This is a genomic window from Hamadaea sp. (genome assembly GCF_013362815.1).
Lineage (GTDB): Bacteria > Actinomycetota > Actinomycetes > Mycobacteriales > Micromonosporaceae > Hamadaea.
The window spans coordinates 29,722-44,794 of sequence record NZ_JABFVK010000001.1; the positions used below are offsets into that span (position 1 = coordinate 29,722).

The 15,073-nt window shown below is 68.8% G+C and carries 14 protein-coding genes and 1 riboswitch; of the genes, 4 read left to right on the top strand and 10 right to left on the bottom strand.

Annotated elements, in window-relative coordinates; all coding sequences use genetic code 11:
• Positions 1–15 precede the first annotated feature (15 nt).
• Positions 16–288 (bottom strand): 1,2-phenylacetyl-CoA epoxidase subunit PaaB, encoded by a 273-nt coding sequence (gene paaB, locus HOV77_RS00155; protein ID WP_290855571.1) that lies wholly within the window; start codon positions 286–288, stop codon positions 16–18.
• The gene (gene paaA / locus HOV77_RS00160) at positions 285–1,304 is read right to left on the bottom strand and encodes a 1,2-phenylacetyl-CoA epoxidase subunit PaaA (protein ID WP_290855577.1); all 1,020 of its coding nucleotides are present in this window, start codon (positions 1,302–1,304) and stop codon (positions 285–287) included. The genes paaB and paaA overlap by 4 nt, the downstream gene beginning before the upstream one ends.
• Positions 1,305–1,511: 207 nt before the next feature.
• On the opposite strand from paaA, the gene HOV77_RS00165 reads away from it, so the two are divergent.
• From HOV77_RS00165 to HOV77_RS00175, 3 genes are all read left to right on the top strand, one after another.
• Entirely contained in the window at positions 1,512–2,405 is an 894-nt protein-coding gene (locus HOV77_RS00165; protein ID WP_290855579.1) for a serine hydrolase, read from the top strand.
• A 41-nt stretch (positions 2,406–2,446) separates the two neighbouring features.
• Positions 2,447–3,397, top strand: a complete 951-nt coding sequence (locus HOV77_RS00170) for a hypothetical protein (RefSeq protein ID WP_290855581.1) — start codon at positions 2,447–2,449, stop codon at positions 3,395–3,397.
• Positions 3,398–3,461: 64 nt separating this feature from the next.
• The gene (locus HOV77_RS00175) at positions 3,462–5,162 is read left to right on the top strand and encodes an FG-GAP-like repeat-containing protein (RefSeq protein ID WP_290855584.1); all 1,701 of its coding nucleotides are present in this window, start codon (positions 3,462–3,464) and stop codon (positions 5,160–5,162) included.
• A gap of 95 nt (positions 5,163–5,257) precedes the next feature.
• Here HOV77_RS00175 and HOV77_RS00180 read toward each other — a convergent pair whose 3' ends face one another.
• From HOV77_RS00180 to HOV77_RS00195, 4 genes are all read right to left on the bottom strand, one after another.
• Positions 5,258–6,112 (bottom strand): menaquinone biosynthesis protein, encoded by an 855-nt coding sequence (locus HOV77_RS00180; protein WP_290855586.1) that lies wholly within the window; start codon positions 6,110–6,112, stop codon positions 5,258–5,260.
• Positions 6,113–6,123: 11 nt separating this feature from the next.
• Positions 6,124–7,359, bottom strand: coding sequence for an MFS transporter (locus tag HOV77_RS00185; RefSeq protein WP_290855588.1), 1,236 nt, complete (start codon positions 7,357–7,359; stop codon positions 6,124–6,126).
• Between the two features lie 40 nt (positions 7,360–7,399).
• A complete protein-coding gene (locus tag HOV77_RS00190; protein ID WP_290855590.1) occupies positions 7,400–8,692 on the bottom strand; it encodes an MFS transporter in 1,293 nt (430 codons plus the stop codon).
• Between the two features lie 134 nt (positions 8,693–8,826).
• On the bottom strand, positions 8,827–9,399 hold the full coding sequence (locus HOV77_RS00195; RefSeq protein ID WP_290855593.1) for a helix-turn-helix domain-containing protein: 573 nt from the start codon (positions 9,397–9,399) through the stop codon (positions 8,827–8,829).
• Positions 9,400–9,552: 153 nt separating this feature from the next.
• Here HOV77_RS00195 and HOV77_RS00200 point away from each other — a divergent pair, with 153 nt between their 5' ends.
• Positions 9,553–11,553: an AAA family ATPase gene (locus tag HOV77_RS00200; RefSeq protein WP_290855595.1), complete on the top strand. Its 2,001-nt coding sequence runs from the start codon at positions 9,553–9,555 to the stop codon at positions 11,551–11,553.
• 130 nt (positions 11,554–11,683) lie between these two features.
• On the opposite strand, the gene HOV77_RS00205 is transcribed toward HOV77_RS00200, so the two are convergent.
• The 4 genes from HOV77_RS00205 to HOV77_RS00220 all read right to left on the bottom strand — a co-directional run bounded on the left by HOV77_RS00205 (position 11,684) and on the right by HOV77_RS00220 (position 15,071).
• The gene (locus tag HOV77_RS00205; protein ID WP_290855598.1) at positions 11,684–12,451 is read right to left on the bottom strand and encodes an ABC transporter ATP-binding protein; all 768 of its coding nucleotides are present in this window, start codon (positions 12,449–12,451) and stop codon (positions 11,684–11,686) included.
• Positions 12,451–13,485 (bottom strand): iron ABC transporter permease, encoded by a 1,035-nt coding sequence (locus HOV77_RS00210; RefSeq protein ID WP_290855601.1) that lies wholly within the window; start codon positions 13,483–13,485, stop codon positions 12,451–12,453. Before HOV77_RS00210 ends, HOV77_RS00205 begins: the two co-directional genes overlap by 1 nt.
• Positions 13,486–13,588: 103 nt before the next feature.
• Positions 13,589–14,509, bottom strand: coding sequence for an ABC transporter substrate-binding protein (locus tag HOV77_RS00215; RefSeq protein WP_290855604.1), 921 nt, complete (start codon positions 14,507–14,509; stop codon positions 13,589–13,591).
• Between the two features lie 108 nt (positions 14,510–14,617).
• Positions 14,618–14,695, bottom strand: a riboswitch (cobalamin riboswitch).
• A gap of 52 nt (positions 14,696–14,747) precedes the next feature.
• Positions 14,748–15,071: a DUF4229 domain-containing protein gene (locus HOV77_RS00220; protein ID WP_290855606.1), complete on the bottom strand. Its 324-nt coding sequence runs from the start codon at positions 15,069–15,071 to the stop codon at positions 14,748–14,750.
• Positions 15,072–15,073: the final 2 nt, after the last annotated feature.

The following is a 15,073-nucleotide window of genomic DNA, read 5'->3' on the forward strand; positions in this document are numbered from 1 at the left end:
CGAGCACGAGGTCGGTCACAGGTGCGGCGCTCCCTCGGGAACCTCGTAGAACGTGGGATAGCGATAGATCTTGTCGGCAGCCGGTGCGAAGAACGGGTCCTTCTCCTCCGGGCTGCTCGCCGCGATGTCCGAGGCGCGGACGACCCAGATCGACACGCCCTCCTGACGGCGGGTGTAGACGTCCCGGGCGTTCCGCAGCGCCGTCTCGGCGTCGTCGGCGTGCACGCTGCCCGCGTGGGTGTGGGACAACCCCCGCCGGGCGCGAATGAAGACCTCCCAGAGGGTCATCGGTTCTCTTCTCCCTTCCGGGTGGCCGCCTTCTTGGCGAACTCGGCTGCGGCCTCCCGCACCCAAGCCCCTTCGTCGTGGGCCCGGCGACGGTGGGCCATCCGTTCGGCGTTGCACGGGCCGTCCCCGGCGACCACGCGCATGAGCTCGGCATAGTCGGGTTCGGTGAAGTCGTGGTGCCCGCGTTCGTCGTTCCAGCGCAGTTCCGGGTCCGGCAGGGTCAGCCCGAGCACCTCCGCCTGCGGTACGCACATGTCGACGAACCGCTGCCGGAGTTCGTCGTTGGAGTGCCGCTTGATCTTCCAGCCCATCGACTTCGCGCTGTGCGTCGACTGGGTGTCGGGCGGGCCGAACATCGCCAGTGACGGATACCACCAGCGGTCCACCGAGTCCTGGGCCATCGCTTTCTGCTCCGGCGTGCCGTGGCTGAGGGTGTGCAGGATCTCATAGCCCTGTCGCTGGTGAAACGACTCCTCTTTACAGATGCGGATCATCGCGCGGGCGTACGGGCCGTAGGAGCACCGGCACAGCGGCACCTGGTTCACGATCGCCGCGCCGTCCACCAGCCAGCCGATCGCGCCGACGTCCGCCCAGGTCAGCGTGGGATAGTTGAAGATCGAACTGTACTTCTGACGGCCTTCGATGAGAGCGTCGACGAGCTCCGCGCGGGTGATGCCGAGCGTCTCGGCCGCCGCGTAGAGGTAGAGACCGTGCCCGGCCTCGTCCTGCACCTTCGCGAGCAGGATCGCCTTGCGCTTCAACGTCGGCGCGCGGCTGATCCAGTTGCCCTCGGGCTGCATCCCGATGATCTCGGAGTGCGCGTGCTGAGCGATCTGCCGGATCAGTCCCTTCCGGTAGTCGTCGGGCATCCAGTCCCGCGGTTCCACCTTCTGGTCGGCCTCGATCACGGCATCGAACCATGCCTGCACATCATCGCCACGAGAGAGCCGTCGATCGGCCGCCGCCAGCAGCTCCGCCTCGGCCTCCGCGACCTGGTCCAGCAGTCCCTCGCCCATCCGTCCAGTGTTACAGCTGCTGCCGGTTCCGGGCAAGTGCTGTCACACCTTCCCGGGGAGCGCCCAGCACTGACGTAGCCGCTTCCGATGCTGATGGCCTAGGGTGGGGTGCTCCAGCAGACCCCCGACACGCCACCCCCGGAGTAGTCCCCTCATGCTCACCCGCCGAGCTCTGCTCGCCCACCCACCGGCCCCCGCGGAGGGTTGATGTCCAAGGCATCTGGCTGGCTGCTGGCCTTCGCGGTGGCGGCCATTCTGGTCGGCGGCGCCGCCGTGTACGCCGCCTTCCCCCATTCGACGCCGAACCCCGCGTCGGCTCAGTCGACGGAGAGCCCCTCGCCGGAAGTCACCGGGGAACCGACGGCCGACCCCTCGCCGACCGCCCAGACGGTCCCGGCGAACATGTCGGATCTCCTGCTCGGTCCGCACCCCGTGAACGTCAAGATGACCGGGAAGTACTCCTGGGCGCTGATGGATCTGCGTACCGGCAAGATCTACGGGTCCGCGAACATGCACGACACGCAGAAGACGGCGTCGATGATCAAGGCGTGGATCGTCGCGGACTACCTCCGTCGCCAGGCCGAGGCCGGTAAGACGCCGAGCGGCACCTACCTGGATCTCGCGGCGAAAGCCGTTCAGCGCAGCGACAACAATGCCGCGAGCACCCTGTTCAGCGCGGTCGGGAACTCGGCCTCGACCAAGCGCATGATCTCGATGTGCAAGCTCGAGGATTCGAAGGCTGACGACAACTGGAGCAACACCCTGCTCTCGGCTTACGACACGGCGAAGCTCGGCGCCTGCATCTCGGCGGGCACGGCGGCCGGTGAGAAGTGGACGCCCTGGCTGCTGACGAAGATGCGGACCACCATCCTCGGCAACTGGGGCATCAAGAAGGCCTTCACCGACAGCGTCGCGAAGACGATCGCGATCAAGAACGGCTGGGTCGACCGCAAGGCCACCCAGACCTACACCGTCAATTGTCTGGCCATCGGCGACAAATGGTCGATGGGAGTCATGACCTCCTATCCGTTGAGCTTCTCCAACGGCGAGGCCTACGGTGCAGGCATCTGCAAACAGGTCGCCGCGGCCCTGAAGAACTGACCCTCGAAACCCCTCACCCCCGTCACCCCCGGAGTCTTCCCTTGGCGCGCAGGAACTTTCCCCTGGTCCTGGCCACTGTCGTGGTGATCGTCGGCGTCGGCCTGGTCGGCACGGCGGTGTACGCCAAACTGTCGCCGACCGCCAAGCACACCGGCGGCTCCGGCGGTGGGGTGACGGCGTCCCCGTCGCCGAGCAAGTCCCCGGAACCGCCGCCCCCGCCGACGCTCAACGGCGATCAGAAGGTGACCGTGGCGACCCCGACCGGCGGCTTCTTCTCATGGGCGTTCTACGACCGGCGTACCGACAAGATGACGGGCTCGGCCAACAGCGCCACGAAGACGAACTCCACCGAGTCGATGATCAAGACCTGGCTGGTCTCGGACTATCTGCGCCGGCTGGGCGACAAGACGCCGACCACGGCCGCGCTGAACTACGTCAAGACCGCGATCATCAACAGCAACGACAACTCCGCCACCTGGCTGTACAAACAGGACGGCGGCTCGGCGACGATCGGCCGGATGGTCAAGACCTGCGGTCTGAAGAACACCAAGGCGCAGCCTCTGGGCTGGGCGTACACGACGATGACGGCGCAGGACGCGGTCCGGCTCGGGTTGTGCGTCGGCAACGGCACTGCGGCAGGTCCGAAGTGGACCGAGCACGTCCTGACCTTGATGAAGCAGGTGCAGGGCACCACCGCGGCCAAGGATCAGCAGAAGACCACCGGCGGCGGCCACTGGGGCATCATCGACGGCCTGCCGAAGAACCTGGTGCCCGAGACGAGCATCAAGAACGGCTGGACGATGCTCTACAAGGACGTGCTGTGGCACGTCAACTGCCTCGCGATCCACGACGACTGGGTGCTCGCCGTCCAGGTACGCATCAAGCCGGTCAAGGCGTCGCTCGGGCAGAAAGACTCGGCCGGATTGGCGGCGGCGGCGAAGATCTGCTCCACCGTCGCTCAGCAGTTGACCTACCAGGCTCCCGCAGCCTGACCGGTCGGCTGTTGCGTACCACCAACGGAATGGTCAGGATCTCCTCGACTAACGGGGAGGTTACATGTGGATGCGTGAGGCGACATCCGCCGTGCTGGCCGTCGCTCTGCTCGTCAGCGGCGCGCCCGGCACGGTGCGTATCGAGGGCACCCAGCCCGCTCTGAGCACGACGCCCACCAAGCCACGACCGGCGCTGGCGACGCGGACCGCCGACCCGCGGCTGGCGTCGGCGACGCCGCTGCCCCGGCGCTATGACGACCACCTCGCCGACATCTATCAGCTCAACGACTACGACCTGACCGCGAGCTGGGCACCGTCGGGCCTGACCCGCCCGGCTCCGGCGGCGACGCCCACCGGGCCGACCAAGGCCGACTTCGACGGCGACGGCCTCGACGACCTCGTGATGACGCTGTCCTACCGGGGGGTGGTCGTCGACCTCTCGAAGTCGCACTCGGCACTGGTGCTGACCGCGCCGACCCCGACCTACTTCAGCCCGAAGGTGGCGGCGGGAGACTTCGACGGCGACGGCTATGACGACCTCGTCGTCGCCAACGACTACGACTACGCCCGAATTCCGAGGATGCCGCGGCGGGGCGCCGACGCCCCAGCTCAGACCAGCGGGCTCATCCCCGGCGACCTGCGGATCTTCCGGGGTGGCCCGGACGGACTGCACACCGATGCCGTCCGCATCCGCGAAACCGACCTCGGCCTCGGCCTGCTGGACGTGGGTTCCTGGTTCGGCTTCGCGATGGCGACCGGCGACCTCAACGGCGACGGCCGCGACGACCTGGCCGTGGGCGTACCCCTCAAGAAGGTGGGGTCGGCCGACTCGGCCGGCGAGGTGATCGTTCTATTCGGTGGAGCCAACGGCCTGACCAGCGCCGGAGCGCAGGTCTTGCGTCGAGGCCTGCCTGGCGTTCCCGAAGCCGTCGACGAGGGCGACATGTTCGGCTACTCGCTGGCGATCGGCAAGGTCACCGGCGACACGTACGCCGATCTCGTGGTCGGCGCCCCCGATGACTGGTGGCCCGGCGGCTATTCGCCCGGTTGGCCCGCCGCCAATGGAAGCGTGACACTCTTCCGGGGTTCGGCGGGCGGCGTCTCATTGAGCGGGGTGACCACGGCCCTGGGCTGGGACACCCGATACGTCGACTGGACGCAGGTCGGCGGGGTCAACGTCTTCGGCTATGACGTCAAGGTGGCCGACCTCAACGGCGACGGCCGCGCCGAGGTCTTCATCCTGTGGCAAGGCGGCATCGTGGTCGTCGCCGGCTCGTCCGCGGGCCTTTCGCCGACCGGCCGCAAGAACCTGCTCCAGCACACCACCGGCATGCCGGCATACGCCCAGAAGGTCGACTGCCTACACCTGTCGGTCGGCGACATGAGTGGCGACGGCCATCCGGACCTGCTCTGGACCTGCCCATGGGGCTATGAGTGGAACGGCACCGACTGGGTGCAGATCGCCGGGGCGGCGGTCTACCTGCCCGGGACGACGAGCGGCTTCTTCACCCTGACCGGCGTGAAGCAGTTCACCCGGCAGACGCTCAACGTGAACGGCAACGTCGGCGACGAACCGGCGATGCTCAACCTCGACGGCACCGGGCCGCTGGAGGCGATCATGGTGTGCTCCGACTTCGGGTTCGACACGCACGGCTCGATCGCCGTCCTCAAGGGCGGATCGTCACCGAGCCTATTCAGCAACGTGACCGGCGAGACGTACGGGCTCGGCCCGTACTACGACTTCGACTGGTACACGATCGACTGACCTCGCTCCGTTCTTGCGGATCAGGGTTATGCAACCTTCCCGAACCCGGGAAGGTTGCATAACCCTGATCCGCAGGGAAAAGCGGAAGGAGAAGCTCAGGCGGCGAAGAAGGCCGGCCCGTCAGCGCCCAGCGCGGGAGCCGCCCCGACCTCGGCAGCGCGCCGGGCGAACTCCCGAGCCCCGGCCACCTGCCGCTCACCGAGCGAGAAGTCGAGCGTACGGAAGTAGCCGGCGAGCGTAGCGGCGTCGAACGGCTCCCAGCGCGCTGCTGCCTCGGCGACCTCGTCGATCTCGGCGAGGGAGAGGTCACGCGATCGCAGGAACGCCTCGTGCACCTCTTTGACCAGGCCAGGATGGGCGTTGGCGAACTCCCGGCGTACGGCCCAGACGGCGAAGACCATCGGCAGCCCCGTCCACTCCCGCCAGGCCGCACCGAGGTCGGTGACCGTGAGCCCGCGCTGCGGAGCCTCGTAGAGCGCCCGGAGTGCCACGTCTCCGATGAGGACCCCGGCCGGGGCTTCCAGCATCATCTGACCGAGGTCCGGCGGGCACCGGAAGTACGTCGGCTTGACCCCGTGCCGTTGCTCCAGCAGCAGCTGGGCCAGCAGAACCCCGGTACGCGACGTCGAACCGAGCGCCACGCGTACGCCGTCGAGCTGGTCGAGCGGCAGCGTCGAGACGAGGTTGACGCTGAGGACCGGCCCGTCCGAGCCGACCGCGATGTCCGGGAGGATCAGCAGTTCGTCGGCGTGCCGCAGGTACTCAACGAGGGAGATCGGCCCGATGTCCAGGTCACCGGCGACCAGCGCGGAGTTCAGCCGATCGGGGGAGTCCTTGACCAGGTCGACGTCGATCAGCGAGCCGGTACGCATCAGGCCCCAGTAAAGGGGCAGGCAGTTCAGGAACTGGATGTGCCCCACCCGGGGCCGGCGTACGGCTGCTGAGCTCACGTGACCGAAGGCTACTCCTGCGGCTGGGGCACCCGATCGGCGAGGACCGGCGTCGTGATCAGCTCCGACGACCGGGCCGCCGCGCGTACCCAGGGGAAGATGATCGCGACGGTGACCACCGCGATGATCCCGCAGGCCAGAATGATCATGCGCGGGGTGATGTGCCCGGTGAGCGAGAGTCCCGCGGCGACATAGCCCGCGAGCAGCGACGCCTGGATCGCGGCCTGCATGATCGCTGCGACGTGGCCGCGATTGTCCACCGGCGAGCGCCGCGCGACCAGCGTGGTGACCAGCACGTTCGCCGCGCCGTTGAGCAGTCCGCCGGCCAGCCAGATCGGCACCATCCAGGGCGCGGAGCCGACCGCCGCCAGCAGCACCACGCCGCCCGCGGTGATCGCGAGCGAGCCGAACAACCAGCTGCTCAGCCGCGCGTCCGGCGCCTTCTCCGCGAGTTTCGCCTGGCTCCACGCCCCGGCGACCATGCCGATCGGCCAGGTCGCCATGATCAGGCCGTAGGTCTGCGCCGACGCCTCCAGCGTGCCGCGCACGAAGAACACCGCCACCACGTCGACCGCGCTGATCGCGCCGACGACCGCGGCGAGTCCGATGAAGACCACCTTCAGCAGCCGGTCCATGGGCGGTCGAGGCGCGCGGGCGGCTACCGGGTGGTCGTCGCCCATTCTCTTTCCCCGACGAGTACGCACAAGGAGCCCCCCGACGACGGTCGCGAGGAATCCCACCGCCGCCCAGCGCAGTGTGCCCGGGGCCGACCCGACCGCGTGGTACGCGAAACCGGCGATGGGCGGGCCGAACATCGAGCCGATGACCGTGGCGGACTGGTTGATCGCGCCCGCCCGGGGCAGGTCCTCCTCCGTCACCATCACGGGCAGGAGCGCGGCGCGTACGGGCATCCCGAGCGCGGTCCCCGCATAGATCAGCAGTACGCACGAGATCCGCGTGACGCTGTTCCCGGCGAACGACAGCAACAGACAGCCGGCGATCTGGATGAAGCCCGCGACGACCATCAACATCCGCGAGTCGAAGCGGTCGGCGAGCCGCCCGGTGATCGGAGCGAGCGCGACGACCGGCAGCGACGCCGCCACCGTCACCCCCGCGACGGCGAGCCCGGTCGCGCCGGTGTCCTGCAACGTCAAGATGAGCGTGGTGAGCGCGAGGTACGCCCCCGACCCCGAGATGATCTGGGATGCGGCGATGATCCAGACGTCGAGCCAGGCGGACTTTCGCATCCGGTGACCCTAACTTTCGCGGCCGCGCGCCCGCTGTCCGCTATTTGGCTGACCCCTCCTTTTGCAGCTCCTTTCCCTGCAGATCACGGTTGTGCAGGCTTCCCACCGCCCCGGAAGGCTGCGTATCCGTGATCCGGTTCGGCTCCCGGCCACGCTCGCGCCGGACGGCGGCCCGGATCCACGGCGCGAGCACGATGACGGCGACGACGCCGAGAAGGCCCCCGACGAGTAGCACCGTCCGCGGTTGCCACCATTCGAGGACCAGCCCGCCCATCGCGTACCCGAGGAGGGCGGCACCTTGGACGGAAGCGTTGAGCCGGGCGGACAAGCGGCCGCGGGCGTGCTCCGGAGCGCGCCGTCCGAAGACGGTGAAGACCTGCACGTTCTCCGCCCCGTTGAGTCCGCCGCCGAGCAGCCACAGGGGCACGATCCAGGCGACCGCCGGGGCCTGCGACGACACGGCGAGAATCGAGCAGGTCAACGCGAGGGCACTGAATGCGCCCACCACGATCGCGGTGTCGCCGGCCTGCTTGACGAGCCGGGCGACGAGCCAGGTGCCACCGATCATACCGACTGTCCACATGCTATTGATCAGCCCGTACGCGCTGCTCGAAGCGCCGAGCGTCTCCTTGACGTAGAAGACCTCGACGACGTTGGCGGCGGCGATGCAGCCGACCACGACGGCGAACCCGATGGTGACCACCCGCAGCAGGCTGTCCATCCGCACTGGACCGTTGTCCGTACGCGCGTCGGCGGGCAGTCGATCGCCACCCCGGCGGGTCTGGAACAGCAACCCGGCGATGATCGTCGCCGAGAAGGCGACCGCCGCCACTCGGAGGGTGGCCTGCGTACCGAGCCCGTCCTGGGCGAACCCGGCGGCGGCGGGACCGGCGATCGCGCCGATCGACGCCGCGGTCTGCGAGATGCCGCTCACCTTCGGCAGATCCTCCCGGGCGGCCATGGTCATCATGAGCGCCTGCCGCACCGGTTGGGCGATCGCCGTACCGACGAAGACGAGGGTGAGCAGCATGACCCGGGGAGCCATGTCGTCCACCATGGACAGCGCGAGACACGCCCCGACCTGTACGCCTCCCGCCACCACCAGCAGCAGCCGGGAGTCCAGGCGGTCGGCCAGCCGTCCCGTGATCGCCGCGAGCAGCACGATAGGCAGCGACTCGGCGATGATCACCGCCGCGACGGCGGGACCGCCCCGGCCTTCCTCTTGCAGAGCCAGCATCAGGGTGGTCAAGACGAGGAACGAGGCCATGTTCGTCACGGCGTTCGACCCGGCCGCGATCCACACGTCACGCCATCGCGTAGATGTGAAAGACATATTGCGAAAATATCCTTTCACATCTGAAGACACAAGTCCCCTGCACGGACGGCGCTGGATCACGGATTTGGGTCCTTAACGCGCCAAGATTCGACCCGGAACCCTGATCCAGCGCCAAGCCGGGTGAGGCCGGGTTACTGAGGGAGGGCTCGGACGAGCATCGAGACGAGCCGGGCACCCTCGGGCGGGTCGTCCTGCCGGTGACTACGCCGATATCGCCCGACCAGCTCGGCGATCTGCTCGGTCAGCTCGGTCAGCTCGGCCGCCGTGATCATGAGCATGGTCTCGTTGATCACGGTCGCCTCCCGCCAGTTCTCGGGCTCGGCGGCGTAGTGGTGCCGCCATTGAGTCAGCCGTTCCTGACTGCGCGCCAGGAAGAGATCCAGCAGCTGTTCCTTCAGCGCCTTCGTCTCCGGGTCGTCGCCCGACTCCGTGTCGACCTCGATGTGGGTCTCGCCGGGGCCGCGGTAGACGCGTTCGCGGCCGTCGCCCCGGCTCGGGGCGTCGTGGATGATGCCCGCCTTGGCCAGCGCCCGGAGGTGGTAACTCGTCGCGCTCGGGCTCAACCCGACGACCTCGGCCGCCTCGGTGGCGGTGATCTCGCGGGCGGTCGAGCCGAGGAACTCCAGGATCGCCAGCCGGGCCGGATGCGCCAGCGCCCGGATCACCGAGGGATCGGTGATCTTGTGCGAGGTGTCGGCGGCCACGCTCGAATAATAGGTTGCCGAGGGACGAATCCGCGCGAGTAGGATGGTCCGCTCATCCCGATGAATGGCACAGCCGACACCGCCCCGGCCGGTCCCTCGCGGCCCGGTCAGGCGGAGCGCCGGGCGGCCCGACCTGCCTTTCAGGGAGCAGTTGTGACGCAGCTCGACCACGAACTGGCCGCCGAGCGTACCCATCTGATCGTCAGCCGAGCAGCCTTGACCGCGATGCGCGAGCACGTCGAGGGCTTGTTCGCCACCGGAGACAAGGTCGCCGGCGATCCCTATTCCGCCGAGACCCTCGGCCGGGCCCTGGCCAAGCGGATCAAGGAGCTGGCCGACGACCCGAACACCCCGTTGTTCTTCGGCAAGCTCACCTTCGGGGCGGACGCCGCCGACGCCGAAAGCGCCGGTCACGCCTTCCACATCGGCCGGCGGCACGTCACCGACGCCGCCGGCGAACCGCTGGTCCTGGACTGGCGGGCGCCCGTCTCGCGCTCGTTCTATCGGGCGAGCGCCTCGGATCCGCAGGACATCGCGGTCCGCCGTCGCTTCGGCTTCAACGTGGGCGAGCTGACCAGCTTCGAAGACGAGCACCTCACGCTGGGCGAGGAACTCGGCACCAAGAGCGCCATCCTGACCGCCGAAATCGAGCGCCCGCGCGTCGGCCCGATGCGCGACATCGTCGCCACGATCCAGCCGGAGCAGGACGAACTCGTCCGGGCCGCGCTGGAGGAGTCGATCTGCGTACAGGGCGCGCCGGGCACCGGGAAGACCGCCGTCGGCCTACACCGGGCGGCGTACCTGCTCTATCTGCACCGCGAACGGCTCCGGCGCGCGGGGGTGCTCATCCTCGGGCCCAACCGCGCCTTCCTGCGCTACATCGCCGCCGTCCTCCCGGCCCTCGGCGAGATCGAGGTCAGCCAGTCCACGGTCGACGATCTGATCGCGACGGTCCCGGTCCGCGGCACGGACCCGCCCGAGGCCGAGGCGCTCAAGCATGATCCGCGTCTCGCCCAGGCGCTCCACGATCTTCTTTGGCGACGCGTACGCAAGCCGCAGGAGTCGTTGACGGTGCCGGACGAGTCCTATCGCTGGCGGATCGACGCCGGAGTGCTGGCCCGAATCGTCGACGACGTGCGCCGCGACGAACCCCCGTACGCCCTCGGCCGCGAACACGTCCGCGCACGGATCGTCGATCTGCTGCTGCGGCAGTCGGAGGCTCGCCGCGGCGACTCCCCCGGCGAAGCCTGGCGTCGCAAGATGGCCAAGGTGAAGCCGGTCGTGGCGGTCCTCGACGAGGTGTGGCCGGCGGTCAGCCCGGCCGAACTGGTCTTCGAGTTCCTCACCGACCCCACGCACGAGCTGCTCACGGAGTCCGAGGTGGACGCCCTGCGCTGGGCCAAGCCCCCGAAGACCGCGAAGTCCGCGAAGTGGAGCGCGGCCGACCTGGTTCTGCTCGACGAGGCGGCCGGGCTGATCGAACGACCGAGCGGCTTCGGTCACATCATCGTGGACGAGGCGCAGGATCTGTCCCCGATGCAGGCCCGCGCGATCGCCCGGCGCAGTACGCACGGCTCGATCACGCTGCTCGGCGACCTCGCTCAGGGCACCGCTCCCTGGGCCGCCCGGCAATGGCAGGACACCCTCGACCACCTCGGTAAGCCGGAGGCCCGGATCACTCCGCTGACCACTGGTTTCCGCGTACCGGAGCAGGTCGTCGAGCTGGCGAACCGGCTGCTCCCGGCGCTGGACGTGGACGTCCCGCCGGCCCAGTCGCTGCGGCCGGACGGGTGGCTCGCCATCCAGCCGTCAGCCGCGCCCGAGGACTTGACGGCGGCGGTCGAAGCCGCGCTCGCCCAGCCCGGATCGGTCGGCGTGATCAGTGCACTGGACGCGGTCGACTCGGTCACTCGCGCTCTTGCCGCGTACGCCCCGACCTCGTTGGACGACGACGATCCCGATTCCCGGCTGACCGTGGTGCCCGCGACGCTGGCCAAGGGTCTGGAGTACGACCACGTCATCGTGGTGGAACCGGCGGCGATCGTCGAGGCCGAACCTCGGGGCCTGCACCGGCTCTACGTCGTCCTGACGCGAGCCGTCACGACCCTGACCGTCCTGCACGACCGCCCCCTCCCGACCCCCCTCCTGAGTTGATCATGAACCTAGGGTCCCCCTGGACGGCGTGTCGCCGCCCCGGCGGTCGTGATCGACTACGCGGCGATGCCGCGTTGATCACGACGCTAAGGGGTGCGACACGCCGTCGGGTGGGACCCTAGGTTCATGATCAACGCGAGCGGACGGGGACGACCAGGGGGCCGTGCTCACCCGGGATGATGCGTACCCGGGCGCGGTAGTGCTTGGCGAGCAGCGCCTCGGTCAGCACCGCCTCGGGCGGCCCGTCGGCGACGACCCGCCCGCCGTCCATGAGGACCAGGCGATCGGCGTACTCGCCCGCGACGGACAGGTCGTGCATCGTCGCCAGCACCGTCAGGCCCGCCTCCCGCCGAAGCTCGTCGATCAACTCGAGGACTTCCTGCTGGTGGCCGATGTCCAGGGCACTGGTCGGCTCGTCGAGCAGCAGCAGCGGCGCCTGCTGCGCCAGCGCCCGGGCGAGGAACACGCGCTGCCGCTCGCCGCCGGACAGCGTCTGCAGCTCCCGGCCCGCGAATCGGTCCAGGTCCAGGCGGGTCAGCACGTCACGCACCACGGCCAGGTCCGCGGCGGACTCCCGGCCCAGCGTCGGGATATGAGGGGTACGCCCAAGGAGCACGTAGTCGAGGACGGCCATCCCGGCGGGGACGACGGGGTACTGTGCGACGGCCGCCATCCGCCGTGCCCGTTCGCGGCGGTTGAGCTGGTCCAGCGACGTCTCACCCAGGTACGCCGAACCGCTGTGGGCGTACTCCCCGAGCAGCGCCCGGAGCAGGGTGGACTTGCCGGCGCCGTTCGGGCCGATGACGGTGACCCATTCGCCGCCCGTCATCGCGAGATCTACGCCGTCCACGATGGACGTCTTGTCGATCGTTACACCGAATCCCCGCAGCTGGAGCATCACAACCTCGCTGACCGGGTGGTCCGGAGCACGAGGATGAAGAAGGGCGCGCCGATGAAGGCGGTGACTACGCCGATCGGCAGCTCGGTCGGAGCGGCCACGGTTCGGGCGATCAGGTCGGCTCCGACCATGAACGCCCCGCCGTAGATCATCGACAGCGGCAGGATCGCCCGGTACGACGAGCCGGTGAGCAGGCGCACGATGTGCGGAACGACGATGCCGACGAAGCCGATGAGCCCCGAGACGGCCACCGCGGCGGCGGTCGCCAGGCTGGCCGCCGCCACCAGGATCAGCCGTGACCGGCCCGGGTGCAGCCCGAGTCCGGCCGCTTCCGCGTCGCCGACGCTCAAGACGTCCAGCTCCCGGCGCAGGGTCAACACAACCAGTGCACTGATCACGGCGTACGGGATGATGACCAGGACGTCGTGCCAGCCGCCGGTCGCGAGCCGGCCGAGCAACCACGAGTAGACCTCGCGGATGCTGTCGGCATAGCGCTGGAGCACGAAGGTCTGGATGGCGGCGAGAAAGGCCGAGATCGCGACGCCGGCGAGGATGAGCGTGCTGCCGGAGCGGTCGCGGCCGCCCACGATCCCGAGCAAGTAGGTCAGGCTCACCGCGAGCAGCGCACCTACGAACGCGAAGATCGGGACGCTGGTCCACATGCTGCCGCGCAGCGCGATCGCGAGCGTGGCGCCGAGACCCGCGCCCGCCGCGACCCCGAGCAGATAGGGATCGGCGAGCGGATTGCGGAAGACGCCCTGGTAGCTCGCGCCGGCGAGGGCGAGCATCGAGCCGACCAGCATCCCGAGCACGACGCGGGGCAGGCGCAGATCCGTGACGATGGCGATCTCGCGCTCGTTCAGCCCCGAATCGAGGTGTACGCCGGGAATCAAGTTCAGCAGCTCGATCGCGACCGAACCGGGCGGCAGGCCGACCGCGCCGAGGGTGATCCCCGCGAGGACCGCGACGACGAGGATCGCGACCGCGGCGAGCAGCCACGACAGCCGCAGCCCCGCCGGCCTCACCTCGTTCATCACACCCTCTTGCCTGTTGATCAGCGCTGGATCAGGGTTCCGTGTCGAATCTTGCTTCATGATTCGACCGAGATCCCTGATCCAGCGGAAAAGGCGCCCCGCGTCAGGGGATCTGGTTCACCGCAGTGGCGACGGTCTGGGCGAGGTCGACGATCCGGGGGCCCCAGCGGGAGGCGATGTCGTCGTCCAGCGCGACGATCTGGCCCTTGCTGACGGCGGTGATACCGGCCCAGCCGGCCCGGGCCTTGACCGTGTCGGCGGTCTGCTGGCAGCACTTCGCGTCGGCCAGGAAGATCATGTCCGGGTTGGCCTTGACCAGTGCCTCCGCCGACAGCTGCGGATACCCGAACGCCTTGCCGTCGGCGTCGGCGGCGTCGGCGACGTTCTGTAGGCCGAGCAGCGTGAAGATCGACCCGATGAAGGTCTTCGACGTGGCGGAGTAGAGGTCCGGCGAGACCTCGTAGAAGTAGGTCAGCGGCTTGGCGCGCTGCTTGATCGACTTGACGATCGTGTCGAGCTTCGACTTCATGTCGGTCACGACCTTGGCCGCGTCGTCCGCGTGCCCGGTCAGCTTGCCAAGGTCGGTGATCTCGGCGTACGCCTCGTCGAGGGTGGTCGCCGCCGGAACCAGGAAGGTCGGGATCTTCAGTGCCTTGAGCTGGTCCACGATCTTGTCGCTGTCGTTGGTGAGCACCACCAGGTCGGGGTTCTTCGCCGCGATCGCCTCGGCGCTCGGCTTGAACGCGGAGAGGTCGGTCTTCGGTACGCCGGCCGGGTAGTTGGACTGGTCGTCTACTGCGACGACCTGCGTACCGGCGTTGACGGCGAACAGCATCTCGGTCGCGGTCGGCCCGAGGGAGACGATCTTGGTCGGCTGCTTGTCGAGCGTCACACTGCCGACGGTGACCGGGTACGCCGCACTAGTAGGCGTAGGAGTGGTGGCCGTTCCGCCGTTGCCGGTGGAGCAGGCGGCCAGACCGAAGGCGAGACCGGCGAGCAGTCCGAGCGCACGTCTTCTCAACATAGAAATCCTCCTATCGGTCGAGGGGTGAGTCCGCCGACAGGAGTGAAGGGCGCCTGCCTGCGAGACGCCCTTCCTCGAGAGCGTTACTTCGCGACCGCGGCGAGGCGACCTGGCTCGACCAAACCCGGATGGCGAGCACCCGGGGGAGGGATCACAGTTGCGGGACAGCGCCGGATTCGCACCGGCTTCGCTGACCGCGGTCAGCCAGAGGCTAACGCACGGCCGATGCTCGGCGAAATCAGCGCTGCTCGCTGTTGGTGGACGACTGCTGGGAATCGGTCGGGTGATCCGGCTCGTCCGCGGCCGGTCGCTCCGGTGAGTCGTCCCCGGCGAGCGCGGAGCGGAGCTTCGTCTTCTCCGTCTTGCGGCGCTCGACGGCGTTCTGGAGCTGGAGGGAGTACTGCTCACGCCAGCCGCGCAGGACGAACCAGCTCAGCGCCGCCGAGACCAGCACGGCGAGGACAAGCTTCAGGAAGATGCTCAGCGGGAACGGCAGCAGCACCAGGAACGCCGCGACGAACAGGCCGATGCGCCCGAGCGTGTACTTGACAGCAGGACTCACGC